The organism is Paracoccus sp. TD-10 (genome assembly GCF_048270675.1).
Classification (GTDB): Bacteria; Pseudomonadota; Alphaproteobacteria; order Rhodobacterales; family Rhodobacteraceae; genus Paracoccus; species Paracoccus pantotrophus.
In genome coordinates this window covers 1,843,247-1,867,605 of record NZ_CP182418.1, presented here as the reverse complement: position 1 = coordinate 1,867,605, position 24,359 = coordinate 1,843,247, and the positions used below count along the sequence as shown (strand labels likewise).

Annotated in this window: 20 protein-coding genes and 1 pseudogene; 12 read left to right on the top strand and 9 right to left on the bottom strand. The window is 67.4% G+C overall.

The window, feature by feature from the left end; all coding sequences use genetic code 11:
- Window positions 1-72: 72 nt before the first annotated feature.
- From ACNKFW_RS09245 to ACNKFW_RS09235, 3 genes are all read left to right on the top strand, one after another.
- Entirely contained in the window at window positions 73-879 is an 807-nt protein-coding gene (locus tag ACNKFW_RS09245; protein WP_024842886.1) for a hypothetical protein, read from the top strand.
- Between the two features lie 164 nt (window positions 880-1,043).
- The gene (locus ACNKFW_RS09240; protein WP_024846194.1) at window positions 1,044-2,195 is read left to right on the top strand and encodes an RsmB/NOP family class I SAM-dependent RNA methyltransferase; all 1,152 of its coding nucleotides are present in this window, start codon (window positions 1,044-1,046) and stop codon (window positions 2,193-2,195) included.
- A gap of 57 nt (window positions 2,196-2,252) precedes the next feature.
- Window positions 2,253-4,292 carry an ATP-binding protein gene (locus ACNKFW_RS09235; protein ID WP_418024135.1) on the top strand — a complete coding sequence of 680 codons (2,040 nt, stop codon included), beginning with the start codon at window positions 2,253-2,255 and terminating at the stop codon, window positions 4,290-4,292.
- 12 nt (window positions 4,293-4,304) lie between these two features.
- Here ACNKFW_RS09235 and ACNKFW_RS09230 read toward each other — a convergent pair.
- Together ACNKFW_RS09230 and ACNKFW_RS09225 are read right to left on the bottom strand one after the other, a co-directional pair.
- Window positions 4,305-5,295 (bottom strand): IS630 family transposase gene (locus ACNKFW_RS09230; RefSeq protein ID WP_418024134.1). Its coding sequence is split into 2 segments (ribosomal slippage): window positions 4,305-4,928 and window positions 4,930-5,295, totalling 990 coding nucleotides; the frame shifts between segments, so codons are not numbered across the junction.
- A 99-nt stretch (window positions 5,296-5,394) separates the two neighbouring features.
- The gene (locus ACNKFW_RS09225; protein WP_024846147.1) at window positions 5,395-5,979 is read right to left on the bottom strand and encodes a sulfotransferase family 2 domain-containing protein; all 585 of its coding nucleotides are present in this window, start codon (window positions 5,977-5,979) and stop codon (window positions 5,395-5,397) included.
- A gap of 243 nt (window positions 5,980-6,222) precedes the next feature.
- On the opposite strand from ACNKFW_RS09225, the gene recA reads away from it, so the two are divergent.
- From recA to ACNKFW_RS09210, 3 genes are all read left to right on the top strand, one after another.
- On the top strand, window positions 6,223-7,293 hold the full coding sequence (gene recA, locus ACNKFW_RS09220) for a recombinase RecA (RefSeq protein WP_024846148.1): 1,071 nt from the start codon (window positions 6,223-6,225) through the stop codon (window positions 7,291-7,293).
- A 225-nt stretch (window positions 7,294-7,518) separates the two neighbouring features.
- Window positions 7,519-10,176, top strand: a complete 2,658-nt coding sequence (gene alaS / locus ACNKFW_RS09215; protein ID WP_028710988.1) for an alanine--tRNA ligase — start codon at window positions 7,519-7,521, stop codon at window positions 10,174-10,176.
- Complete coding sequence (locus ACNKFW_RS09210) at window positions 10,173-10,463, top strand: DUF1330 domain-containing protein (protein WP_024846150.1); 291 nt, start codon at window positions 10,173-10,175, stop codon at window positions 10,461-10,463. Before alaS ends, ACNKFW_RS09210 begins: the two co-directional genes overlap by 4 nt.
- 182 nt (window positions 10,464-10,645) lie before the next feature.
- Here ACNKFW_RS09210 and ACNKFW_RS09205 read toward each other — a convergent pair.
- The 3 genes and pseudogenes from ACNKFW_RS09205 to glmU all read right to left on the bottom strand — a co-directional run bounded on the left by ACNKFW_RS09205 (window position 10,646) and on the right by glmU (window position 15,083).
- Window positions 10,646-11,629, bottom strand: a pseudogene (locus tag ACNKFW_RS09205) (IS630 family transposase).
- Window positions 11,630-11,923: 294 nt separating this feature from the next.
- Window positions 11,924-13,741, bottom strand: a complete 1,818-nt coding sequence (gene glmS / locus ACNKFW_RS09200) for a glutamine--fructose-6-phosphate transaminase (isomerizing) (RefSeq protein ID WP_024843231.1) — start codon at window positions 13,739-13,741, stop codon at window positions 11,924-11,926.
- Window position 13,742: 1 nt separating this feature from the next.
- The gene (glmU, locus tag ACNKFW_RS09195; protein ID WP_024843230.1) at window positions 13,743-15,083 is read right to left on the bottom strand and encodes a bifunctional UDP-N-acetylglucosamine diphosphorylase/glucosamine-1-phosphate N-acetyltransferase GlmU; all 1,341 of its coding nucleotides are present in this window, start codon (window positions 15,081-15,083) and stop codon (window positions 13,743-13,745) included.
- A gap of 104 nt (window positions 15,084-15,187) precedes the next feature.
- Here glmU and ACNKFW_RS09190 point away from each other — a divergent pair, with 104 nt between their 5' ends.
- Window positions 15,188-15,862, top strand: coding sequence for an HAD-IA family hydrolase (locus ACNKFW_RS09190; protein ID WP_147428202.1), 675 nt, complete (start codon window positions 15,188-15,190; stop codon window positions 15,860-15,862).
- A 59-nt stretch (window positions 15,863-15,921) separates the two neighbouring features.
- Here the strand turns inward: ACNKFW_RS09190 and bfr are convergent, their stop codons facing one another.
- Together bfr and ACNKFW_RS09180 are read right to left on the bottom strand one after the other, a co-directional pair.
- A complete protein-coding gene (gene bfr / locus ACNKFW_RS09185) occupies window positions 15,922-16,407 on the bottom strand; it encodes a bacterioferritin (RefSeq protein WP_024843228.1) in 486 nt (161 codons plus the stop codon).
- Entirely contained in the window at window positions 16,355-16,645 is a 291-nt protein-coding gene (locus ACNKFW_RS09180) for a (2Fe-2S)-binding protein (protein WP_072461009.1), read from the bottom strand. Before ACNKFW_RS09180 ends, bfr begins: the two co-directional genes overlap by 53 nt.
- A gap of 119 nt (window positions 16,646-16,764) precedes the next feature.
- Here ACNKFW_RS09180 and queA point away from each other — a divergent pair, with 119 nt between their 5' ends.
- The 4 genes from queA to lpdA are packed head-to-tail and all read left to right on the top strand — an operon-like array spanning window position 16,765 to window position 21,140.
- Entirely contained in the window at window positions 16,765-17,820 is a 1,056-nt protein-coding gene (gene queA, locus ACNKFW_RS09175; RefSeq protein ID WP_024843227.1) for a tRNA preQ1(34) S-adenosylmethionine ribosyltransferase-isomerase QueA, read from the top strand.
- A complete protein-coding gene (locus tag ACNKFW_RS09170; RefSeq protein ID WP_024843226.1) occupies window positions 17,820-19,064 on the top strand; it encodes an MFS transporter in 1,245 nt (414 codons plus the stop codon). The genes queA and ACNKFW_RS09170 overlap by 1 nt, the downstream gene beginning before the upstream one ends.
- A 57-nt stretch (window positions 19,065-19,121) precedes the next feature.
- Entirely contained in the window at window positions 19,122-19,703 is a 582-nt protein-coding gene (locus ACNKFW_RS09165) for a DUF924 family protein (protein ID WP_024843225.1), read from the top strand.
- A gap of 45 nt (window positions 19,704-19,748) precedes the next feature.
- Complete coding sequence (lpdA, locus tag ACNKFW_RS09160) at window positions 19,749-21,140, top strand: dihydrolipoyl dehydrogenase (protein WP_024843224.1); 1,392 nt, start codon at window positions 19,749-19,751, stop codon at window positions 21,138-21,140.
- Window positions 21,141-21,226: 86 nt separating this feature from the next.
- On the opposite strand, the gene ACNKFW_RS09155 is transcribed toward lpdA, so the two are convergent.
- Window positions 21,227-22,396 carry a M20 aminoacylase family protein gene (locus tag ACNKFW_RS09155; RefSeq protein ID WP_024843223.1) on the bottom strand — a complete coding sequence of 390 codons (1,170 nt, stop codon included), beginning with the start codon at window positions 22,394-22,396 and terminating at the stop codon, window positions 21,227-21,229.
- A gap of 246 nt (window positions 22,397-22,642) precedes the next feature.
- On the opposite strand from ACNKFW_RS09155, the gene ACNKFW_RS09150 reads away from it, so the two are divergent.
- Window positions 22,643-22,927, top strand: a complete 285-nt coding sequence (locus tag ACNKFW_RS09150) for a hypothetical protein (protein WP_147428201.1) — start codon at window positions 22,643-22,645, stop codon at window positions 22,925-22,927.
- 225 nt (window positions 22,928-23,152) lie between these two features.
- On the opposite strand, the gene ACNKFW_RS09145 is transcribed toward ACNKFW_RS09150, so the two are convergent.
- Window positions 23,153-23,716: a hypothetical protein gene (locus ACNKFW_RS09145; RefSeq protein WP_147428200.1), complete on the bottom strand. Its 564-nt coding sequence runs from the start codon at window positions 23,714-23,716 to the stop codon at window positions 23,153-23,155.
- Window positions 23,717-24,359: the final 643 nt, after the last annotated feature.

Here is a 24,359-nt window from a genome sequence, read left to right as displayed (position 1 = left end):
CGGGCCCCGCTTACCGAATCTTAACCGCCCTGCGCTAGAGACGGCCAGAGAGTCCTTGTCTGTGGCCGTTTCATGTTCCGTCTTGTTGCAATCCTATATGCTCTGGCGCTGGTCCTGGCGCCTATCCGCGCGCTGGCGCTGCCCTCGGCCGAGGTTTGCGAATGGGCCGCGCAGCAGGCGGCCGCGGAAAGCGGGGTGCCCGCCGACATCCTGGCTGCGCTGACCCTGACCGAGACCGGGCGCCGGCTGGACGGGATCGTGCGCCCCTGGGCCTGGAGCGCCAATGCCGAGGGCGAGGGCACCTGGTTCGACGATCCCGCCAGCGCCGTCGCCTTTGCCCAGGATCGGCTGTCCCAGGGGCGCACCAATCTCGACATCGGCTGCTTCCAGCTGAACTATCGCTGGCACGGCGGGCATTTCTCGTCGGTGGCGCAGATGTTCGATCCGCTGGAAAATGCCCGCTATGCCGCCCGCTTCCTGCGCCAGCTGCATGACGAGACCGGTGATTGGCGGCAGGCGGCGGGGGCGTTCCATTCCCGCACCCCGGCCCATGCGCAGCGCTACCTGGCCCGTTTCGATACGCTGCTTCAGATGCTGCGCGAACAGGGATATGCGGGCCTGGCGGTTTCGCCCGAGACCTATAACAGCTTCGCCGCGATCGGCACCGCCCGACGCAGCCGGCTGCGCGAGCGGGTGATGCTGCTGGGCGCACCCCTCGGCAGCGATGTGACGGGGCGGCCCGGTTCGCTGGCGGTGCTGGCCGCGGGACGCTCGCCGCTGGCGGCTGGGGGTGAACCGATGATCTCGATCCGTCTGGCAGGGGCTGAAGGCGAAAGGGCTTCGCTCTGGCGGCCGGGGATGCTGGCCGGACGGGATTGACAAAGCCCGGTCGGCGGCTTTTCTGGACGCCATCCGCCATCCGCCATCCGCCATCCGCCATCCGCCATCCGCCATCCGCCATCCGCCATCCGCCATCCGCCATCCGCCATCCGCCATCCGCCATCCGCCATCCGCCATCCGCCGCGCCTGGGACGCTGCCTGACATGACGCCCGCCGCCCGTGCCGCCGCGGCCATCGCCATCCTCGACCGCATCCTCGACGGGCAGGCCGCCGAGGCGGCGCTGATCCGCTGGGCGCGCGCCAGCCGCTTTGCCGGCTCGGGCGACCGCGCGGCGGTGCGGGATCTGGTCTTCGACGCCTTGCGCCGGCTGCGGTCGCGTGCTGCCCTGGGCGGGGCGCTGTCCGGGCGCGGGCTGCTGCTTGGCATGTGCCGCGAAGAGGGGCTCGACCCGGAGGCGCTTTTCACCGGCGAGGGCCATGCGCCGCCGCCGCTTTCGGATACCGAGCGCGCCGCGGGACGCGCGCCGATGCCGGACGAGGCGCTGGACCTGCCCGGCTGGCTCTTGCCGCTGTGGCGCCAGGCGCTTGGCCCGGATGCCGAGGCGGTGGCGCTGGCCATGCGCGACCGTGCGCCGGTCTGGCTGCGGGTCAACCTGCGCCGCGCCGATCCTGCCCGCGCCGCCGCCGCGCTGGCCGGTGAGGGCATCGTGACCGTGCCCCATCCCGATCTGCCCACCGCGCTGCGCATCGCCGAAGGCGCCCGGCGCTTGGCCCCCAGCCGCGCCTATCGCGAAGGGCTGGTCGAATTGCAGGATCTGTCGCCGCAGATGGCCTGCGCGGCGCTGCCGGCGCGGGGCAGCGTGCTGGATTTCTGCGCCGGCGGCGGCGGCAAGGCGCTGGCGCTGGCGGCGCGGGGCGCGAGCCCGGTGGTCGCGCATGACATCGACTTGGCGCGCATGGCCGATCTGCCGGCGCGCGCCGAACGGGCGGGGGTGCGCATCCGTCTGGCGGCGCCAGGCCAGGTGGCGGGCCGCTTTGACACGGTCGTCGCGGACGTACCCTGTTCGGGCAGCGGAACCTGGCGGCGCAGCCCGGATGCCAAATGGCGCCTGACCCGCGACGATCTGGATCGGCTTGCAAGCCGGCAGGCCCTGATCCTGGAGCAGGCGGCGGGTTTCGTTGCCGAGGGCGGGCACCTTGCCTATATGACCTGCTCGGTTTTGGCCGCCGAAAACGACGAACAGGTGCAGGGTTTTCTGGCCCGCGATCCCCGGTTCGAGCAGATCCTGGCGCGGCATTTTTCCCCGCTTTCCGCCTCGGACGGCTTTTATCTGGCCCTGATGCGCCGCCGTTAACCCTCTGTTAACGCGCATGCGCTATGCAGCGGAAAAAGGCGGGTCGCGAGGGCTTGGATGAATTCGGAACGGGCGGAATCCCTGCGGGCGGCGCAAATCGTGCTGCCTTTCCTGACGCTGCCTGCGGTGGTCGGGGCGCTTTGGCTGGCCTTGCAGCCCCGGCAGGCCGCGGGGGGCGCGACCTTCCTGGCGGTGGGGGCGGCAGTGACCGCCTGGTATCTGCTGGGTGGGGCCATCTCGGTCCGTCATCTCTGGCGCGGGCTGGCGGTGCGGCGCGATCTGAACCAGGTGCTGCCCACCCTGCGGGACCATGAACAGCCGGCCTTTGCCGTCGGTCCGGACGGCCTGGTTCTGGCGCAGAGCCAGGCGGGGCTGGACCGGCTCGGCGACCTGGTCGGCCGGCATGTGCAGGATGCGCTGGGCCGGCGCCATGCCGATCCGAAGACGCTTTGGAACGATCTGGGCCTTGGCCTGGCGCGCAGCGGCAAGGTGCGTGCCGACCTGGGCGATGCTGGGCAATATCTGGTGACGCGGCGGGCGGGTTCGACCATCCAGCTGTGGCAGGCGACCGCGCCCGAACGCCCGGCGCAGCCCGCCGCACCGCCGCCGCGGGCAGACGGGGACGATTTCGACCTGCTTCCCGTCTCACTGCTGATCCTCGATCCGGCGGCCAATGTCGTGCGCGCCAATACCGCCGCCTGCGAGCTGCTGGGCGGGCCGGTTCTGGGCCAGAACCTGGCCGCATTGCTGGACGGGCTCGGGCGCGATCTGGCGGGCTGGATCTCGGATGTCAGCGCCGGCCGCACGGTCGGCGGCAGCGAGGTGCTGCATGTCAGGGCCGAGGGCCCAGACCGTTTCGTGCAGCTGTCGCTGACGCGCGGCCGGGACGAACATGTGACCGCCGTGCTTTCCGATGCCAGCGCGCTCAAGACGCTCGAGGCGCAATTCGTGCAAAGCCAGAAGATGCAGGCCATCGGCCAGCTCGCCGGCGGCATTGCCCATGACTTCAACAACCTGCTGACCGCGATCACCGGGCATTGCGACCTGCTGATGCTGCGCCACGACAAGGCCGATCCCGATTATGCCGACCTGGACCAGATCAGCCAGAACGCGAACCGGGCGGCGGCGCTGGTCCGGCAACTTCTGGCGTTTTCGCGCAAGCAGACGCTCAAGCCGCAGATCATGGATCTGCGCGACACGCTTTCGGAGCTGACGCATCTGCTCAACCGGCTGGTGGGCGAACGGATCGTGCTGACCTTCGACCACGACCCGGCCCTGCGGATGATCCATGCCGACCGCCGCCAGCTGGAGCAGGTGATCATGAACCTGGTGGTGAATGCCCGCGATGCCATGCCCGAGGGCGGCGACATCGCCATCTGCACCGACAATCTCCGGCTGGAGGCCAGGACCGAATTCGGCCGCGCCACCCTGCCGGCCGGGGACTACGTCCGCGTTCAGGTCCGCGACCAAGGCTGCGGCATTGCCCCCGACGATCTGGCCAAGATCTTCGAGCCTTTCTTCACCACCAAGCGCACGGGCGAGGGGACCGGGCTTGGCCTGTCCACCGCCTATGGCATCGTGAAGCAGACCGGCGGCTATATCTTCTGCGACAGCACGCCGGGCGAGGGCAGCTGCTTTTCCCTGTTCTTCCCGGCCCATGACCGAGGCATCCCCGAAGAGATGCCGGCCCCGGCCGCCGGTCCGATTCGCGCGCGCCGCGAGGTCGAGGCGACGGTGCTGCTGGTCGAGGACGAGGCGCCGGTGCGCGCCTTTGCCAGCCGGGCGCTGAAGCTGCAGGGCTTCGAGGTGCTCGAGGCCGCCTGCGCCGAAGATGCCCTGTCGCTGCTGGCCGACCGGCGGCTTGTGGTCGATGTTTTCGTGACCGACGTGGTGATGCCGGGCATGGACGGCCCGGCCTGGGTGCGCACCGCGCTGCGCGACCGGCCCGGCACGAAGGTCATCTTCATGTCGGGCTATGCCGAGGACATCTTTTCCGAGGGGCGACCGCCCGTGCCGGATGCGGCCTTCCTGGCGAAGCCGTTCTCGCTTTCGGATCTGACCGCGCTGGTCACGCGGCAATTGGAGGGCGGCGCCTAGCGCGGATTCGACTTAGTCCGGGTCATATCCGGCGGGCTCGAAGTAGTTCCGGCATTCCTCGGGGGTGAAGGCGGATAGACAGTCGGCGACGGCTGACCAGAGATCGTCAACGGTTCTGGCAGCGACCTTTCTGAGCAGTGCCTTGAGCTTGGAGAAAGCCATCTCGATGGGGTTAAAGTCCGGCGAGTATGGCGGGCGGAACAGGAGCCGTGCTCCAACTTTTTCGATGGCGTCGCGCACGCCGCTGATCTTGTGGGCGGGCAGATTATCCATGACCACGACGTCACCGGGGCGCAGCTCTGGTGCGAGCACCTGCTCGGCATAGGCGAGGAAGGCTGGTCCGTTCATTGGCCCATCGAGCAGCATCGGTGCCGCCATGCCAGATAGCCGCAGGCCCGCGGTAAAGGTGGTGGTCTTCCAATGTCCGTGTGGAATGGGCGCCCGGCATCGCTCGCCACATGGCGCTCGTCCTCGCAGCCGCGCCATCTTCGTGGATGCCGCGGTCTCATCGATGAAGATGAGCCTCTCGGGATCGAGATCGAGCTGGCCGTCGAACCAGGCTATGCGGCGGCGCAAGACATCGGGACGCTGCTGCTCTGAGGCATGCGCCGTCTTTTTTTGGCCGTCTTTTTTTGAACGTGATGCCGCGCCGGTCAAGAAACAGCCAGACCGTCGAGGGCGCCACCCGCACGCCGCGCTCGCCAGCAAGGCGCTCGCCGATCTCAGCAAGAGTGATGTCCGGTGTCTTCTCGATGAGGCCCGGAATGAAGGCCGCGTGCGTATCAAGCTTCGAGCGCGACGGCTGTCCCTGCTTGCGCGCTTCCATCTCGCCGGTCTCGCGATAGCGGCGATACCAGGCCCCGGCCGTCGAGATGCCGATGCGGAAGCGTCGTGCCGCCTCCCGCGTCGAAACCCCATCTTCGATCGCGGCAATTACCCGACCGCGAAGGTCTCCGCTCAGGCTCCTCGTCTTAGGCTCCTCGTCATCATCTCCTCCTGGCAAATCACAGGAGCAGTGAATCAGACATTGTTCATCGCGTGAATCCTCAAAGCGACCCGGTGTTCGTCAAATTCGCTCTAGATCACCGGTGGCGCAGCTGGATCAGAGCGTATCGTAAAGCGCGAAATCGCGCGCCATGACCTTGCGCAGCAGGCCTTCCTGCTCGGCCTGCAGGCTGACATCGACCGCCGGAGGCACGTTGACGCGGGGCAGGCTGATCGCGCAATCCAGTCGATCCTCGAGGAAATGGGTGAAGGCATCCATGTCCTCGTAGCGAAAGATGCGATCGACGCGATCCGCTTCCGCGGTCAGGAAATCCGCCTGGGCGCCGACGCGTGCGATGTCGGGCCCGGCGGGATCGGCATAGGCCTGCGCGAAATCAGCGAAGCTGAGCCCGATCATGGCGTGGCTCGGATCTTCCTCGTCGTCGCGCAGGCGAAAGCGGTACCAGCTGCGCAGCCATCCTATCGGCTCGCGCATCAGGGCGATGGTGGTGAATTTCTCGCCGGTGACGGAATGAAGCCAGGGCTCGATATGGCGGCGATAGGTGCGCAGGTCGGCGTGTTTGAGTTCGGCCGGGCGCTGGACGGCGACATTGGCCAGGGCTTCGAGCGCGGTCTCGACCGCGGTGGATCCGGCTTTCGGCGTGGCCAAGAAAACCAGTCGTCTTTCCCAGAATATCAGCATTTCCTGCAAGCTTTCAGCCATTGCGGCACGCGTGCCGGCATAGCCACTCGCCCTGAGGCTGTAAACCGTTTCTTAATCCTCTTGCGGCAGACTGGGTCAGGAAGGCGAGAGACCTTCCGATTCGCAAAGCAGGACTTGCATTTCCGCGCAAGGATGCGCAAATAGGAACATCCCGTGAACAAAAGTGGCGGGCGGGCGCTGATTGCCCCGGATGGCGGGGTGTGAAATAAGCATGAGGACCGCATGGCAGGGGCAACACTTTTCGACATGAACGACAAGCGATCCGCAGACAAGCAGAAAGCGCTGGACAGCGCGCTGGCCCAGATCGAACGGCAGTTCGGCAAGGGCTCGATCATGAAGCTGGGCGCCGACAACCCGGTGGCCGAGATCGAGGCCACTTCGACCGGCTCGCTGGGGCTCGACATCGCGCTGGGGATCGGCGGTCTGCCCAAGGGCCGGATCATCGAGATCTTCGGGCCGGAAAGCTCGGGCAAGACCACGCTGACACTGCATGTCGTGGCCGAAGAGCAGAAGAAGGGCGGCGTCTGCGCCTTCGTTGACGCCGAGCACGCGCTGGACCCGCAATATGCCAAGAGGCTGGGCGTCAACCTGGACGAACTGCTGATCAGCCAGCCCGATACCGGCGAGCAGGCGCTGGAAATCGTCGATACGCTGGTGCGCTCGGGCGCGGTCAGCCTGGTCGTGGTCGATTCGGTGGCGGCGCTGACGCCGAAATCCGAGATCGAAGGCGACATGGGCGACATGCAGATGGGCAGCCAGGCCCGGCTGATGAGCCAGGCGATGCGCAAGCTGACCGCCAGCATCGGGCGGTCGAACTGCATGGTGATCTTCATCAACCAGATTCGCATGAAGATCGGCGTGATCTTTGGCAGCCCCGAGACGACGACGGGCGGCAATGCGCTGAAATTCTATGCCTCGGTGCGCCTGGACATCCGCCGCACCGGCTCGATCAAGGACCGGGACGAGGTGACCGGCAATGCCACCCGGGTCAAGGTAGTGAAGAACAAGGTCGCGCCGCCCTTCCGCGAAGTCGAATTCGACATCATGTATGGCGAAGGCATCTCGAAGGTTGGCGAGTTGATCGACCTGGGTGTCAAGGCCGGCGTGGTCGAGAAATCCGGATCCTGGTATTCCTATGGCGACGAGCGCATCGGCCAGGGCCGCGAGAATGCCAAGCAGTTTCTGCGCGACCATCCCGAGATGGCCTATGCGATCGAGGACAAGATCCGCGCCAGTCATGGGCTGGACTTCGGCGTCACGGACGACGGCGACGAGGTGATGGCCGAAGATTGACCCTGGATCGGGCCGGTTTTCGAGGCGAAGCACGGGGGCTTTGCCCCCACGCTTCCTGCGCCCTGGATGGGGCGCAGGAAGCATTCCCCCAGGATATTTGCACAAGGAAGACCCTGCCGCCGGCGCCAGGCCATGCAGGATTGCTGGACAGCCGCCATGGCTGGGGCTAGACCGGGCGGCACACCGGTTCTGGCCGGAAAGACCGCTTTGCGATGAAGGCCCGATATGCCCAGCTTGAATGACATCCGCTCGACCTTCCTGAACTATTTCGAACGCAACGGCCACAGGGTCGTCGAGTCGAGTCCCCTGGTGCCGCGAAACGACCCGACCCTGATGTTCACCAACTCGGGCATGGTGCAGTTCAAGAACCTGTTCACCGGGGTCGAGACCCGCGACTACAAGCGCGCCACCACCGCGCAGAAATGCGTTCGCGCCGGCGGCAAGCACAACGACCTCGACAATGTCGGCTATACTGCGCGCCACCATACATTCTTCGAGATGCTGGGTAACTTCAGCTTCGGCGATTATTTCAAGGACGGCGCGATCCCCTTTGCCTGGGAACTGCTGACCAAGGATTTCGGCATCCCCAGGGACAAGCTGCTGGTCACGGTCTATCACACCGATGACGAGGCGGCGAACATCTGGAAGAAGGTGGCGGGGCTTTCCGACGACCGCATCATCCGCATCCCGACCAGCGACAATTTCTGGCAGATGGGCCCGACCGGTCCCTGCGGCCCCTGCACCGAGATCTTTTATGACCATGGCGAGCAGATCTGGGGCGGCCCGCCCGGCTCGGCCGAGGAGGACGGAGACCGCTTCATCGAGATCTGGAACCTGGTCTTCATGCAGAACGAGCAGTTCGAAGACGGCTCGATGCGGGCGCTGGACATGCAGTCGATCGACACCGGCATGGGGCTGGAGCGGATCGGCGCGCTGTTGCAGGGCAAGCACGACAATTACGACACCGATCTGATGCGCAGCCTGATCGAGGCCAGCGCCCATGCGACCAGCGCCGACCCGGACGGTCCCGGCAAGGTGCATCATCGCGTCATCGCCGATCACCTGCGCTCGACCAGCTTCCTGATCGCGGATGGGGTGATGCCCTCGAACGAGGGTCGGGGCTATGTTCTGCGCCGCATCATGCGCCGCGCCATGCGGCACGCGCATATGCTGGGCGCCAAGGATCCGGTGATGCACCGCCTGGTCCCGGCGCTGGTGCGCGAGATGGGAGCTGCCTATCCCGAGCTTGGCCGCGCCCAGGCGCTGATCGAGGAGACGCTGAAGCTGGAAGAGACCCGCTTCAAGCAGACGCTGGATCGCGGCTTGCGGCTGCTGGACGAGGAACTGGCAAAGCTGCCCAAGGGGGCGAACCTGCCGGGCGAGGCGGCTTTCAAGCTCTACGATACCTATGGCTTCCCGCTGGACCTGACCCAGGACGCGCTGCGCGAAAAGGGCCGCGCGGTCGATACGGCCGGTTTCGATTCGGCGATGGCCGAGCAGAAGGCCAAGGCTCGCGCCGCCTGGGCCGGTTCGGGCGAGACCAAGGATGCCGCGATCTGGTTCGACATCGCCGAAGAGCATGGCGCGACCGAGTTCCTGGGCTATGATACCGAGATCAGCGAGGGCCAGATCCTGGCGCTGGTGCAGGACGGCGGTGCCGTCGAGGAGGCGGGCGAGGGGCAGGCGGTGCAGATCGTCGTGAACCAGACGCCTTTCTATGCCGAATCCGGCGGTCAGGTCGGCGATACCGGGCTGATCAAGACCGAGACGGGTGCCGCGCGGGTGACCGATACGAAAAAGGTCGGCGGCGTCTTCATCCATGTCGCCGAGGTGACGCTGGGCTCCATCCAGCGCGGCCAGGGTGCGCAGCTTTCCGTCGATCACGACCGCCGCAGCGCCATCCGCGCCAACCATTCGGCCACGCATCTGCTGCACGAGGCGCTGCGCCGCGCCCTGGGCGAGCATGTCGCGCAGCGCGGCAGCCTGAACGCGCCCGACCGGCTGCGCTTCGATTTCAGCCATGCCAAGGCGATGACCCCCGAGGAACTGGCGCAGGTCGAGCGCGAGGTGAATGATTTCATCCGCCAGAACAGCCCGGTCGAGACCCGGATCATGACCCCCGACGACGCCCGCGCCCTGGGGGCGCAGGCGCTGTTCGGCGAGAAATATGGCGATGAGGTGCGCGTGGTCTCGATGGGCGAGCTGCCGGGCTCGGGCAAGGGGACCGGCGGGCAGACCTATTCGCTGGAGCTTTGCGGCGGCACCCATGTCGCACGCACCGGCGATATCGGCATGTTCGCCCTGACCTCGGAAACCGCCTCGGCCGCCGGTATCCGCCGCATCGAGGCGCTGACCGGCCAGGCGGCGATGGACGCGCTGCGGCGCGTGGACGGCGAACTCAATGAGATCGCCGGCATCGTCAAGGCGCAGGCCGGCGACGTGGTGAACAAGGTCCGCGCCCTGGCCGATGAGCGCAAGGCGCTGGCCAACGAGGTCGCGCAGCTCAAGCGCCAGCTGGCCATGGGCGGCGGCTCCGAGGACAAGCCGCGCGAGATCAACGGCATCAAGCTGATCGCCCGCCGGGTCGAGGGGGTGAGCGGCAAGGAACTGGGCCCGCTGGTCGACGAGATGAAGTCGCGGCTTGGCTCGGGCGCGGTGGTGGTGCTGGCCGAGGCCGAGGGCAAGGCGACGGTGGCGGCGGGGGTGACCCCCGACCTGACCACCCGCATCAGCGCCGTCGAACTGGTGCAGACCGCGACGGCGGCGCTTGGCGGCAAGGGCGGCGGCGGCCGTCCCGACCGCGCCCAGGGCGGGGCGCCCAGCCTTGCCGCCGCCGACAGCGCCATTGCTGCCGTCGAAACCCTGATCGGAGAGAAGGCATGACTGCGCTGTGGATCGCCCATGTGAACGTGACGGATCCCGAGGCCTATGGCGAATATGCGCGGCTTGCGGGTCCGGCGATCGCCGCGCATGGCGGGGTCTTTCTCGCCCGCGGCGCGCGCTATGTGCAGCTTGAAGGCAAGGAGCGCGCCCGCAATGTCGTGGCGCGTTTTCCCAGCCTCGAGGATGCGGTGGCCTGCTATCACTCGGCCGAATATCAGGCGGCGCTGGATCATGCCCGGGGCGCGGCCGAGCGGGATCTGGTCATCGTCGAGGAAAACCCGGCCTAGGCGCCAGGGCCTTCTGGGCTTTCTGCGCGATCCGGGCTTTCCTTTTACGCCGGGGATCTGGCCCCGGCCGGGTCGCGGTTTTCGGGCGATGGTCTTGGTCAAGCCCGCGGCAGCGGCCGCCTGGGGGCGGGCGTTCGTGGAAACATCCTGCTCTGTTCTGGTCCCGCTAGATCCTGCCCATATCAAATCGAAGCATAGCCTGCGTTTTTGAGGTGGTTGGCGCACTCCTTTGCGGAGAAGCTGTCAGGTCATGTGCCGAGGCGTTTCCAGGCGGCTTCGACGGTGCGTTCGGCGGCGGAGCGCATGAGGGGCTTGGGCGCGGCGAACATGAGGGGGCGAATGCCATGCGTTCGAGTGAGCCCCCGATCGTGTTCGATGGGGCTCAGATCCGGGCTGTATGGCGGGAGGAACAGCAGATGCGCGCCTGCCGCCCGCATGGCCTTTCGCACCGCGCCGCCCTTGTGGCTGCCGAGATCGTCCATGACCACCACGTCGCCCGGACGCAGGGTCGGAAAGAAGCACCGGCTCGACACAGGCGCGGAACAGATCCCCATTGATCGGGCCATCGAGGACGCAGGGCGCGTCGATCCGCTCCATCCGCGGCGCCCCCACGAAGGTCATCCTGCGCCAGTGCCCCTGTGGCGCACGGCCCGGCAGGCGGGTGCCCCTCGGCCCCCGGCCGCGCCGCGGGGCCATGTTTGTCTGCGCCCAGGTTTCCTCGATGAACACGAGCCGGCGCGGGTCGATCCTGTGCTGGTGCCGCCGCCAGCGGGCGCGGCGGCGGGCGATGTCGGGCCGTCCGGTCTCGGCGGCAAGGACGGCCTTTTTTTGAACGACACCCCCTCGGCATGGACGAAACGCCACAACGCGCCATAGCTGACCCTGACCCTGCGCGCGGCCAGCCCGGCCCGGAGCCGGCGCAGGGGCAGCGAGGGGTGTTCCGCAAGCCGGGCCAGCGCGTCGTCCCGTCCCGGCGCCATCACATCGCGCCGCTTACCGCCCATCGGACTGGCCTCGCAACTGCCTGTCGCGCGCCATCTCCGGGACCATTTCACAACGCTCGGCACGCTGAGGCCGAACATAGACGCAACCGCGCGCACCGTCTCTCCCTCAGCAACGCGCGCAACAACGCGTGTCCGAAGATCGCTGGACAAAGGTCTCGCCATGCATGCCGGCCTCCTTTCCCAGCAGCCATGTCGAAGCAGACCATCCCCGATCTGGGAGCGCCCGATCCAGCCTGAAACGATCAGGCTTTAGGCTCTCCGCGAGGGATGGCCGCATTCTCGGAAGGACCGGAAGGGCTTGGTGGGGGCTGCTTGACCTTGCCGTATCACGAATGGCGAATTGATCCGGGCGCAGCATGGATATTGCCGCAATCCGGCGGGCGAGCATCCCCCCGGTTTCCCGATGATGCGTGGCAAGCTTGATTGCCCCCAGTGCCCCGCGGCTGCCGGCCGGCCCTATTCCACCGTCACCGATTTCGCCAGGTTGCGCGGCTGGTCCACGTCGGTGCCCTTGGCCACCGCAGTATGATAGGCCAGATATTGCATCGGCACCGCGTAAAGGATGGGCTGGAACAACCCGCCGCCCGCCGGCATCGCGAGCCCCGCCCGCACGCCATGACCGCCGGCCTCCAGCCCCTCGGCATCCGAGATCAGCAGCACCTGGCCGTGGCGCGCCATGACCTCCTGCATGTTCGAGACGGTCTTTTCGAACAGCCCGTCGCGCGGCGCCAGCACCACCACCGGCACGTTCCGGTCGATAAGCGCGATGGGCCCGTGCTTCAGCTCGCCCGAGGCATAGCCCTCGGCATGGATATAGCTGAGCTCCTTGAGCTTCAGCGCCCCCTCCAGCGCCACCGGGTAAAGCGCGCCGCGGCCCAGATACAGCACGTCCTGCGCCTCGGAAAGCCAGCCGGCCAGGCGGCGGCATTCGTCGCTGACCGCAAGCGCCTGGTTCAGCAGCCCCGGCAGCGCGCGCAGGTCGGCCAGGTGCGCAGCCAGTTCGGCATCCGTTAGCCGCCCGCGGTCCCGCGCCGCCTTCAGCGCCAGCACCGCCAGCACCGCAAGCTGGCAGGTGAAGGCCTTGGAGGATGCGACGCCCACCTCGATCCCGGCCAGCGTCGGCAGGGCGATGTCGGCATCGCGCGCGATGGCCGAGGTGCCCACGTTCACCACCCCCACGGTGCGCGCCACCTTGTCGCGGGCGTAATGCAGCGCCGCCAGCGTGTCCGCCGTCTCGCCCGACTGGCTGACGAAGATCGCCCAGCTCTGCGGCGAAAGCGGCGGTTCGCGATAGCGGAACTCGGAGGCTACATCCAGGTCGCAGGGCAGGCCGGCCAGCGCCTCGAACCAGTAGCGCGCGACATGGGCGGCATAGAAGGCGGTGCCGCAGCCGACCAGGGTCAGCCGGTCCACGTCGCGGAAATCCAGCGCCTCGGGCAGCACGATCCGCTCGCCCTTGATGTAATGGTTCAGCGCATCGCCCAGCACCACCGGCTGTTCGGCGATCTCCTTGGCCATGAAATGCCGGTAGCCGGCCTTGTCGATCTGGGTCGCGCCCACGTCGATCTGCTGGATCTCGCGGTTGGCGGGGCGGCCCTCGGCGTCGAAGATCTCGGCGCCCGCGCGGCGGATGATGGCGTGGTCGCCGTCTTCCAGATAGGTGATGCGGTCGGTGAAGGGCGCCAGCGCCACCGCGTCCGAGCCCAGGAACATCTCGCCCGTGCCATGGCCCACGGCCAGCGGGCTGCCCTTGCGGGCGGCGATCATCAGGTCGGGCTCGCCCTCGAACAGGAAGGCCAGCGCAAAGGCGCCGTGCAGGCGGGCCAGCGTGGCCCGCGCCGCCGCGACGGGGCCGAGGCCCTGGCCCATGTGCCAGGCGGTCAGCAGCGCCACGGTCTCGGTATCGGTCTGCGATTCCGGCTGCATCCCCAGCCGCGTGACCTCGTCGCGCAATTCGCGGAAATTCTCGATGATGCCGTTATGGACCACCGCCACCGGGCCGCGGCGATGGGGGTGTGCATTGGCCTCGGTCGCGGCGCCATGGGTGGCCCAGCGGGTATGGCCGATGCCGGCATGGCCGGTCAGCGGCTCATGCACCAGCCGGTCCGACAGGTTCACCAGCTTGCCCACGGCGCGGCGGCGGTCCAGCCGGCCGCTGCCGTCCACCGTCGCCACCCCGGCGCTGTCATAGCCGCGGTATTCCAGCCGCTTCAGCGCCTCGACCAGTTGCGGCGAGACCTCGTGATCGCCCAGGATTCCGATGATGCCGCACATGTCAGTTCCCCTTTTTCTGGCGCAAGGCCTGCATCAGCCGCGCGGCAAGGCCCGGCTTGACCACCTGCTTGGCGCGTCCCAGCGCCAGCGCGTCGTCCGGCACGTCCTGGGTGATGACCGAGCCCGAGCCCGTCATCGCCCGCGCCCCCACCCGGACCGGCGCCACCAGCATGGTGTCCGAGCCGATGAAGGCATGGGCGCCGATCTCGGTCCGGTGCTTGCTGACACCGTCGTAATTGCAGGTCACGGTGCCGGCGCCGATATTCGTGGCCTCGCCGATATGGGCGTCGCCCAGATAGGTCAGGTGGCCGACCTTGACGCCCTCGTCCAGCACCGCGTTCTTGATCTCGACGAAATTGCCGACATGCACGTCGCCGCCCAGTTCTGCGCCGGGGCGCAGCCGGGCAAAGGGGCCGACGGTGGCGCCGGCGCTGACATGGCAGCCTTCCAGGTGGCAAAAGGGCAGGATCTCGGCGCCGCTTTCCACGGTCACGCCGGGGCCGAAGACCACGTTCTGCCCGATTACCGCGTCGCGGCCGATGCAGGTGTCGAGCGCGAACCAGACCGTCGCCGGATCGCTCAGCGTCACGCCGTCCTCCAGCGCCTGTGCGCGGGCGCGGGCCTGAAAGGCGGCCTCGGCCGCGGCCAGTTCCGCACGGGTGTTGATGCCCAGCGTCTCGGATTCGTCGCAGGTCACGACCTCGACCCGGCAGCCGGCCTCGCGGGCCAGGGCGGGCAGGTCGGTCAGGTAATATTCCCCCGCCGCGTTGCGATTGCCGATCCGGGGCAGGCATTCGCGCAAAAGCGCCGCATCCGCCGCCAGCACGCCGGAATTGACCAGGCGGATCGCCCGTGTCGCCTCGTCCGCATCCTTGTATTCGACGATCCGCTCCAGCCCCTTGGGTCCGGTGACAAGGCGGCCGTAGCGGCCGGGATCGGCAGCCTCGAAGCCCAGCACCACCACATCGGCGGGGTGGGCGGCAAGGCTTGCCAGCGTTTCCTGCCCGATGAAGGGGGTGTCGCCGTAAAGCACGATCACCCGGCCCTCGAAGCCCTCCAGCAGCGGCAGGGCCTGGCCGACGGCATGGGCGGTGCCAAGCTGTTGGTCCTGCAGGGCGATCTGCGCCTCGGGGTCGAGCTTGGCCACGGCCTTCTTCACCGCCTCGGCGCCATGGCCGGCGACCACCACCACCGCCTCGGGCGCCAGCGTCCGGCCGGCGGCAAGCGCATGGGCGACCAGCGGCATGCCGCCCAGCCGGTGCAGCACCTTGGGCAGGTCCGACTGCATGCGGCTGCCCTGTCCGGCGGCCAGCACGATCAGCGCGACGGGTTTCTCGGTCATCTCTGCCCTCTTGCCTGTTCCTTATCCTTGCCGGGCGTTCTACCTAGAGGGCGACGGTCGGGAAAGGCCCCGGCAGATCAAACATCTTGACGGAAGGTTACAGCATGGCGGGAACGGTGGTCTTCGATCTGGACGGGACGCTGGCCGACACCTCGGGCGATCTGATCGCGGCGGCCAATGCCTGCTTTGCCGCGCGCGGCCTCGGCGCGCTGCTGGACCCGGTCGCGGACGCGCTGATCGCCTTTCACGGCGGCCGGGCCATGCTGCGCGCCGGCTATGGCCGGATGCCCGGCAACCATCTGCTGCCGCCCGGCGCCGAGGACGAGGATTACCCGCGCCTGCTGGACCATTATGGCCAGGCGATCGCCGTCCATACCCGGCTTTACCCCGGTGCCGAGGCGGCGCTGGAACGGCTGGCGGCGGCGGGCCATCGGCTTGCGGTCTGCACCAACAAGCCCTCCGCGCTGGCCGAGACGCTGCTGCGCGAGCTGGGCATCCGTGACCGTTTCGCGGCGATGATCGGCGCCGACACGCTGCCGGTGCGCAAGCCCGATCCGCGTCCTTATGCCGCCGCGGTCGAGGCGGCGGGCGGCACGGTGGCGCGATCTTTCCTGGTCGGCGATACCGAGACCGACCGCAAGACCGCCGCCGCCGCCGGGGTCAGGGTGGCGCTGGTCGGCTTCGGCCCCGAGGGCGAGGCGCTGCGCCGCCTGGCGCCCGAGGCGATGCTGGCGCATTTCGACGACCTGCCGGAGCTGGCCGCCGCCTGGCTGGGCTGACCGGGCAAAGGAAAAGGGGGCCGCGAAGGCCCCCCCCGATGACGCATGTGCCGCAGGCGCTATTCGGCCTCGTCGGCGGATTTGGCGTTGAGCAGGCCATAGTTCTGCGCGCCGATTTCCTCGTAAAGGCCCAGCTGGGTCTCCAGGAAGTCGATATGGCCTTCCTCATCGGCCAGAAGTTCGTCGAACAGGCCCTTGCTGATGTAGTCGCCGACCTTGTCGCAATATTCCCGCGCCTCGATGTAAAGCGTGCGGGCGTCGTATTCGGCCGCCAGGTCGGATTCCAGCGTTTCCTTGAGGTTCTGGCCGATCCGCAACGGATCCAGCTTTTGCAGGTTGGGATGGCCCTCCAGGAAGATGATTCGCTGGATCAGGCGGTCCGCATGATGCATTTCCTCGATGGATTCGCCGCGGGACTTGTCGGCGATCTTGCCGTAACCCCAGTCCTCTTGCAGCCGGTAATGCAACCAGTACTGGCTGACCGCGGTGAGTTCAGACCGTAGCGCTGCGTTGAGATACTCGATGACCTTTGCGTCGCCCTTCATGGCTTACCCCTGTGCGGTTGGCTTTCAGCCCCCGCAGGATGGGGGGCACAGCCAGATTATCGCATCCGCGCATGGTGTCCAGAAACAAAGGCATACAGCCCCCGCAATCGGCGCGCTTGCCGAGTGCGTGGTAGATCTTGCCGGGGGTGATGATCGTCTCGGGGTCGGCGGCACGCATCCAGTCAATCGCGGCCTTGATGTCGTGGTCGGAAATCTGGGTGCAGTGGCAGACGATCATTTACTCACCTCGGTTGGCCAAAACTTACCCATTTCGTCGGATAAGTAAAGCCTGAGTTTTTCACTTTGTGATGACCGTCGCCTTGACGGCCCCCGGTGGCCCGGACAGAAGCTAAGCCCATGAAGCTGGACGATTTCGACTTTCACCTGCCCGAGGGGCTGATCGCCACCCGCCCGGCGCGGCCGCGCACCGCCGCGCGGCTGCTGCTGGCCCAGGGCGATTCGATTCGCGACCTGCATGTGCGCGACCTTGTCGACCTGCTGGGGCCGGGCGACCTGCTGGTGCTGAACGACACCAAGGTCATCCCGGCGCGGCTGAACGGCACGCGCGCGCGCCAGACCCCGCAGGGCGAGGCGGTGGCGAAGGTCGAGGTGACGCTGCTGGAACCCGCGGCCGATGGCTGGAAGGCGCTGGCCAAGCCGCTGCGCAAGCTGAAGCCGGGCGAGGTGATCCGCTTCGGCGCGGCGCTGTCCGCCGAGGTGGCCGGGATCTCCGGGGGCGAGCTGACCCTGCGCTTCGACGCCACGGGCGAGGCGTTCGACGCCGCGCTGGCGCAGGTCGGCGCCATGCCGCTGCCGCCCTATATCGCCGCGCTGCGTGCGCCCGATGAGGCCGATCGCGAGGATTACCAGACCGTCTGGGCGCGGCGCTCGGGCGCCGTCGCCGCGCCGACCGCCAGCCTGCATTTCGACGATGCATTGCTGGAGCGGCTGGCGGCAAAAGGCGTCGGCTTCGCCCATGTCACCCTGCATGTCGGCGCCGGCACCTTCCTGCCGGTCAAGGTCGAGGACGTGACGACCCACAAGATGCACGGCGAATGGGGCGAGGTCACGCCCGAGGCGGCGGCGGCCATCAACGCCACCCGCGCCCAGGGCGGGCGGGTGATCCCGGTCGGCACCACGGCGCTGCGGCTGATCGAATCGGCGGCCGCCGAGGACGGCACCGTGCATCCCTTCCAGGGCGTTACGGAAATCTTCATCTATCCCGGCTATCGCTTCCGCGTGACGGATGCGCTGATGACCAATTTCCACCTGCCGAAATCGACGCTGCTGATGCTGGTCAGTGCCCTGATGGGCCCGGACCGCATCCGCGGCATCTATCATCATGCGGTCGAATCGGGCTATCGCTTCTTCAGCTATGGCGACGCCTCCCTGCTGATTCCGAAGGATCCGTGATGCTGACCGTCCTGCGCACCACCTGGCCGCTGCTTCTGGGCATCCTGCTCTTGATGGTCGGGAACGGGATGCAGGGCACGCTTCTGGGCATCCGCGGCAAGATCGAGGACATCTCGACCACGCAGATGTCGGTGGTCATGGCCGCCTATTTCGGCGGCTTCCTCCTGGGTTCGCGCGTGGTGCCGGAACTGATCCGCCAGGTCGGCCATGTCCGGGTCTTCGCGGCCCTTGGCTCGTTGATCTCCTCGGTGCTGATCCTCTATGCGGCGGCGCCGCATTGGATCGCCTGGGCGCTGATGCGGCTGCTGATCGGCTTCTGCTTCTCGGGGGTCTACATCACCGCGGAAAGCTGGCTGAATGCCGGCACCGCCAACGAGAACCGCGGCCAGGCCATGTCGGCCTATATGATCATGCAGATGCTGGGCATCATCACGGCCCAGTTCCTGATGAACACGGCCGACCCGGCGGGCTATCTGCTGTTCGTGATCCCCTCGGTGCTGGTCAGCTTGTCCTTCCTGCCGATCCTGCTTTCGACCCAGCCCGCGCCGCAGTTCTCGACCCTGAAACGCATGAGCTTCGGCAGCCTGTTCCGCGCCTCGCCGCTGGGCTGCATCGGCATCTTCCTGATGGGCGGGGTGTTCTCGGCGCTGTTCGGCATGGCCTCGGTCTGGGGCTCGACCAAGGGGCTTTCGGTGCGCGAGATCTCGGCCTTCGTGGCGGCGATCTATGCCGGCGGGCTCTTGCTGCAATATCCGATCGGCTGGCTGTCGGACCATGGCGACCGCCGCGTCATCGTGCTGGGGCTGTCGGTGCTGGGCGCGGTGGTCAGCCTGGCCACGGTAACGCTGCAGCCGGGGATTTGGGGCCTGCTGCTGGCCGCGGCGCTGATCGGCGGCGTGGCCAATCCGGTCTATTCGCTGCTTCTGGCCTATACCAACGACTTCCTGGATCAAAGCGACATGGCCGCCGCCTCGGCAGGGCTCTTGTTCATCAACGGCGTTGGCGCCATGGCCGGGCCGCTGATCACCGGCTGGCTGATGTCGCTGCTGGGCCCGGACGGGTTCTGGGCCTATATCGGCCTGCTGCTGGCGATGCTGGCCTTCTATGCCGGCTGGCGCCGCACCCGCCGCCCCACGCCGGTCCTGGACCAGAGCTTTGCCGTCATCGCCCCCTCGGCCACCCCCGTCGCGGTCGAGGCGGCGCTGGAAACCGCCAGTTCCGACGATGCCGACAAACCCGCCTGAACGGCTTGCGACCGGCCTTCGGCTCTGCGACCATCGGCCAAAACGGAGGGCAAGGCCATGACCGACACCACGACACCCGAGGAGATCAACCGCTTCTGGCTCGACGAGGTCGGCGAGAAGGGCTGGTATATCCGCTCGGACGCCGTGGACGAAACCATCCGCCGGCGCTTCCAGCCCGCCTGGGAACGCGCCGCCGACCTGGTGCCCGGCTGGGCCGCCACGCCCGAGGGGATGCTGGCCGGGCTGATCCTGACCGACCAGTTCCCGCGCAACATGTTCCGCGAGGATGCGCGCGCCTTCGCCACCGATCCCCTGGCCCGCAGCCTCGCGCGCGAGGCGGTCGAGAGCGGCCTGCACCTGCGCATCGCGCCGCCGTCCCGGCAATTCGTCTACCTGCCCTTCGAACATTCCGAGGATCTGGCCGACCAGGAACGCGCCGTTGCGCTTTTCGCCGAGTTCATGCCGGGCGAGAACCTGCGCCATGCCGAGTTGCATCGCGACACCATCGCCAGGTTCGGCCGCTTCCCCTGGCGCAACGCGGCACTGAACCGCGTGCCCACGCCGGCGGAAATCCGCGTCATGGAGGCCGGCGGCTATGGCGCGCTGGTCTCGGGCAAGCTGTCGCTTGCTGAGCTCTGAAAAATGGTTTAACGCTGAACTATCTTTTCTGATAGGGGGATTCCCATGGCGCAGAGCTTCGACATGGTGGTGATCGGTTCCGGCCCTGGCGGCTATGTCTGTGCCATCCGCGGCGCGCAGCTGGGGCTGAAGGTGGCCTGTATCGAGCGCGAGCATCTGGGCGGCATCTGCCTGAACTGGGGCTGCATCCCGACCAAGGCGCTCTTGCGCTCGGCCGAGGTCTTTCACCTCATGCACCGCGCCAAGGAATTCGGGCTTTCCGCCGACAAGATCGGCTACGACCTCGGCGCCGTGGTGCAACGCTCGCGCGGCGTGGCCAAGCAGCTCGCCGGCGGCGTCGGCCACCTGCTGAAAAAGAACAAGGTCACCGTCATCATGGGCGAGGCCAGCCTGGCCGCCCCCGGCAAGATCAGCGTCAAGACCGACAAGGGCACCGAGGAAGTCGCCGCGAAATCCATCGTGCTGGCCACCGGCGCCCGCGCCCGCGAATTGCCTGGGCTGGAGCCGGACGGCGATCTGGTCTGGAACTACAAGCACGCCCTGCAGCCGCCGCGCATGCCGAAAAAGCTGCTGGTCATCGGCTCGGGCGCCATCGGCATCGAATTCGCCAGCTTCTTCAACACGCTGGGCGCCGATACCACCGTCGTCGAGGTCATGGACCGCGTGCTGCCGGTCGAGGATGCCGAGATTTCGGCGCTGGCCAAGAAGCAATTCGTCAAGCAGGGCATGAAGATCCTGGAAAAGGCCGCGGTCAAGAAGCTCGACCGCGCCAAGGGCAAGGTCACCGCCCATATCGAGACCGGCGGCAAGACCGAGACGCATGAGTTCGACACGGTGATCTCGGCCGTCGGCATTGTCGGCAACGTGGAAAACCTCGGGCTGGAAAAGCTGGGGGTGAAGATCGACCGCACCCATGTCGTCACCGACGAATACTGCCGCACCGGCGTCGAGGGGCTCTATGCCATCGGCGACGTGGCCGGCGCGCCCTGGCTCGCGCACAAGGCCAGCCACGAAGGCGTCATGGTGGCCGAGCTGATCGCCGGCGGGCACCCGCATCCGATCAAGCCGAACTCGATCCCCGGCTGCACCTATTGCAACCCGCAGGTGGCCTCGGTCGGCCTGACCGAGGAAAAGGCCAAGGCCGCCGGCTACGAGATCAAGGTCGGCCGCTTCCCCTTCATCGGCAACGGCAAGGCCATCGCCCTGGGCGAGCCCGAGGGCCTGATCAAGACCATTTTCGACGCCAGGACCGGCGAGCTTCTGGGCGCCCACATGGTCGGCGCGGAAGTCACCGAACTGATCCAGGGCTATGTCGTCGGCCGCACGCTGGAAACCACCGAGGCCGAGCTGATGGAAACGGTCTTTCCGCACCCGACGCTTTCCGAAATGCTGCACGAGGCCACGCTCTCGGCCTATGGCCGCGCGATCCATTTCTGAACGACAAAGGGGCCTCGCGGCCCCCGATTTCTCCGTTTCACAAATACTCTCGGGGGTCCGGGGGCAGACAGCCCCCGGTCCGGCCGTCACGCCGGGATCGGCATCCGCGCCTCGACCATGCCGGCATACCAGCTCGACCCGGCCGGAATCGCGTTGTCGTCGAAATCATAGGCCGGATGGTGTACCATCGCCGTGTCGCCATTGCCGACGAAGATATAGGCGCCGGGGCGTTCGTTCAACATGTAGCTGAAATCCTCGCCGGCCATCAGCGGCTGCATCTCCATGTCCACCTCGCCCGCGACCTGCCGGGCGACCTCGGCCGCGAAGGCCGTGGCCTCGGGGTGGTTCATCGTCACCGGATAGCCGCGGTCATAGACTACCTCGGCCGCGGCGCCGAAGGCGGCGGCGACATTCTCCACGACGCGCCTGATGCCCTCTTCCAGCTGGTCGCGCACCTCCGGGGCAAGGCTGCGGGCGGTGCCCTTCAGCCTGACCACCTGGGGGATGACGTTATGCGCGGTGGAATCGCTTTGCACCACGCAGACCGAGACGACGCCGCTTTTCAGCGGATCGACATTGCGCGCCACGATGGATTGCAGCGCCACGATGACCTGCGCCGCGACCAGCATGGTGTCGATCGCCTCATGCGGCTTGGCGGCATGGCCGCCCTTGCCGGTGATGACGATGTCGAACTGGTCGGCGGCGGCCATCATCGCGCCCTCGCGGATGGCGAAGCTGCCCACCGGATAGCCGGGCATGTTGTGCATGCCGTAGAATTCCTGGATGCCCCAGCGCTCGACCAGCCCGTCGCGGACCATGGCGAGGCCGCCCGCGCCCCCCTCTTCGGCGGGCTGGAAGATCACTACGGCGGTGCCGTCGAAATTGCGCGTCTCGGCCAGGTATTTCGCCGCGCCCAGCAGCATGGCGGTATGGCCGTCATGGCCGCAGGCATGCATGATGCCGGGCGTCTTCGAGGCGTATGCCGCCCCGGTCTGCTCGTTGATCGGCAGCGCGTCCATGTCGGCGCGCAGCCCGATCACCCGGCCGCTGGCATTGCTGCGGCCCCGGATGACGCCGACGACGCCGGTGCGGCCGACGCCCTCGGTGACCTCGTCCACGCCGAAGCTGCGCAGCAGTTCGGCCACGCGGCCGGCGGTGCGGTGGACCTGGTAGTCCAGTTCGGGGTTCTGGTGAAAGTCACGGCGCCAGGCGGTGATCTCGGGCAGCAATTCGGCAAAGCGGTTCTTGACGGGCATGAACGATCTCCTTCGGCCTGCAGGTTACGCCTTTCGCCAAGCGCCGCAAGGCCATGCGGGCGCTTGCCCCGCACCGGACCGGGAAGGAAGCGAAAAACCCCGGCCGTTGCCGGGGTTTTCGCCGCGACCGCCCTATCCGGATCCGGGGCGCAGGCCGGACAGGGCCACCCCGTCCAGAGCGGCGCCCGCAGCGTCAGCCCGGCGTTGCGGGCGTCGCCATAGACCGCGGTGTCGCAGCAGCCCATCGTGGCGTGGCATTTCCTGTTGTGGATGTTGGTCACGCCGAGCGTCTCGAAGACGGCATGGGAGCCATGGTGGACCTTCGCGTTGACATCCGGGTCGAAACCCATGCTGTCCGTGCCGCTTTGCCAGCGCATCGCCTCGTCCACCGTCAGCTCGCGGTCGAACAGGCCCGCCAGCTTCCGCATATGCCTGGGCTGGTCGGCGGCGAAGCGGTTGCCGTCCTTGTCCTTCGAGATGCGCAAGGTATGGCCGGCCGAGACCTTCCAGCGGGTCGTCGATCGCTCCTGACGCCTCACGTTCGAAGCCGCGCGTGGCGGTGCCTTCGATGCTGTCGTAGACGCTGCGGTTCTCTTCGGGAATCCGGGTGATGTATCGGGCCGTCGCCTTCTGGTCGGTCTGGAAACTCGCTGCCGATGCGTAAAGCGCACCATCCATCGGGTTGCCCTTGACGCCCGGTTCGCAGTTCCAGCCATAGGCCGGCGGCGGATACTGGCGGTCGGCATCCTGCACCAGTTACGGCTGGTGGATGCAGGTGACGCTGCCATAGGCGGCATGGGTCGGGTCGATGCCATAGGTGAAGCCCAAATAAGGCGTCACCATGCCCGAGAAACTGCGCCGCGTTCTTGCCCGTCCCGCCAGTTCACCCGCGCCTTCGCGATCACCTTGATCCGGTCGGTCAGGCTGAACTGGCCGGTACCGCAGATGGCATATTGCCGGGGCGCGCTGTCCGGGAAGCAGTCCGGCGCGCGGCGCGGATGCAGGATAGCGGCCGTCCAGCCTGTAGGGGCTGACCGGGACATTCTCGCCCCGGCCATAGCCGCAGTAATGGCCCTCACCCCTTGATGCCATTGCGCCCGGCACGAGCCGATGGTCGCGCCCCAAGGCGCGGAAATCGCCGTTCAGTACCGCATTCAGGTTGCTCTGCCTGTCGCTGCCGGCATAGCGGGTGCCATAACCTTCCGGCCCGTCGCCGGTTTCGCGGTCGGGCGGGAAGACATGGTTGCCATCCGCATCCCGGTCCAGATGGATCCAGGCCCGCCTCGGATCCATGACGGTCTTGACATGGGTCGTGACCATGCGGCCGGTCCAGCCGCTCTGGAAAACATGCTCCAGCGCGCCGAAGATCGCGGTCCGCTCGGTATCGACATAGCTCCTGCCCGGTGCTGGATTTCATGGCCAGTCGATCAGGCACGCCATCGGCATAGAAGGGCTGCAATCCGCCCCGGGTCACGTTGTCGGCCTCGGTTTTCTGGTCGCTGATACTGGTGCCCAGGGTGGCGTCGTCGCCAAGATCGACCTCCAGCGTGCCGAACAGGGCATATTTGTCCTTGTGGTAGCGGTCGAGCGAACCGTCGCGGCTGTTGATCACGCTGACCAGCCGGCCGCGCACCGTGCCCAATTCGTTCAATGCCCGGACACGTCCGATTCCACCCGCGCGCCCTTGGGATAGGCCAGCAAGGGGGACGGCGCCGTCGTTACGGTCCTCGGCCTCCTGTGCCATGGCCAAGCCGGCCAGCAGCGCCAGGATGCCGGCGAAAAGTGCCGCGGTCGGCCGCGCCCGCGCGGCGCAGGAAATCGGGGGAGGGCGGTGTGTCATGGCACGCCATCCGATCAGTTTCGGTTTTTGACTGGCGCATGGCTGGCTGCCGTGCCTGCCATTCCCGTCGCGAGGGCCGGCGATCCGGCAGGGTCGTCAGCGGCAAAGGCTTGCGTTGCCTTG

What these genes read in the sequence shown, in the direction of transcription:
- ACNKFW_RS09165 (WP_024843225.1), top strand. Translation starts at nt 19,122, where the DNA reads ATGACCGACACCACGACACCCGAGGAGATCAACCGCTTCTGGCTCGAC.
- alaS (WP_028710988.1), top strand. Translation starts at nt 7,519, where the DNA reads ATGCCCAGCTTGAATGACATCCGCTCGACCTTCCTGAACTATTTCGAA.
- ACNKFW_RS09180 (WP_072461009.1), bottom strand. Translation starts at nt 16,645, where the DNA reads ATGATCGTCTGCCACTGCACCCAGATTTCCGACCACGACATCAAGGCC.
- ACNKFW_RS09145 (WP_147428200.1), bottom strand. Translation starts at nt 23,716, where the DNA reads ATGGTCACGACCCATGTCAAGACCGTCATGGATCCGAGGCGGGCCTGG.
- ACNKFW_RS09235 (WP_418024135.1), top strand. Translation starts at nt 2,253, where the DNA reads ATGAATTCGGAACGGGCGGAATCCCTGCGGGCGGCGCAAATCGTGCTG.
- bfr (WP_024843228.1), bottom strand. Translation starts at nt 16,407, where the DNA reads ATGAAGGGCGACGCAAAGGTCATCGAGTATCTCAACGCAGCGCTACGG.
- recA (WP_024846148.1), top strand. Translation starts at nt 6,223, where the DNA reads ATGGCAGGGGCAACACTTTTCGACATGAACGACAAGCGATCCGCAGAC.
- ACNKFW_RS09190 (WP_147428202.1), top strand. Translation starts at nt 15,188, where the DNA reads ATGGCGGGAACGGTGGTCTTCGATCTGGACGGGACGCTGGCCGACACC.
- ACNKFW_RS09225 (WP_024846147.1), bottom strand. Translation starts at nt 5,979, where the DNA reads ATGCTGATATTCTGGGAAAGACGACTGGTTTTCTTGGCCACGCCGAAA.
- glmU (WP_024843230.1), bottom strand. Translation starts at nt 15,083, where the DNA reads ATGACCGAGAAACCCGTCGCGCTGATCGTGCTGGCCGCCGGACAGGGC.
- queA (WP_024843227.1), top strand. Translation starts at nt 16,765, where the DNA reads ATGAAGCTGGACGATTTCGACTTTCACCTGCCCGAGGGGCTGATCGCC.
- ACNKFW_RS09170 (WP_024843226.1), top strand. Translation starts at nt 17,820, where the DNA reads ATGCTGACCGTCCTGCGCACCACCTGGCCGCTGCTTCTGGGCATCCTG.
- ACNKFW_RS09155 (WP_024843223.1), bottom strand. Translation starts at nt 22,396, where the DNA reads ATGCCCGTCAAGAACCGCTTTGCCGAATTGCTGCCCGAGATCACCGCC.
- ACNKFW_RS09245 (WP_024842886.1), top strand. Translation starts at nt 73, where the DNA reads ATGTTCCGTCTTGTTGCAATCCTATATGCTCTGGCGCTGGTCCTGGCG.
- lpdA (WP_024843224.1), top strand. Translation starts at nt 19,749, where the DNA reads ATGGCGCAGAGCTTCGACATGGTGGTGATCGGTTCCGGCCCTGGCGGC.
- glmS (WP_024843231.1), bottom strand. Translation starts at nt 13,741, where the DNA reads ATGTGCGGCATCATCGGAATCCTGGGCGATCACGAGGTCTCGCCGCAA.
- ACNKFW_RS09240 (WP_024846194.1), top strand. Translation starts at nt 1,044, where the DNA reads ATGACGCCCGCCGCCCGTGCCGCCGCGGCCATCGCCATCCTCGACCGC.
- ACNKFW_RS09210 (WP_024846150.1), top strand. Translation starts at nt 10,173, where the DNA reads ATGACTGCGCTGTGGATCGCCCATGTGAACGTGACGGATCCCGAGGCC.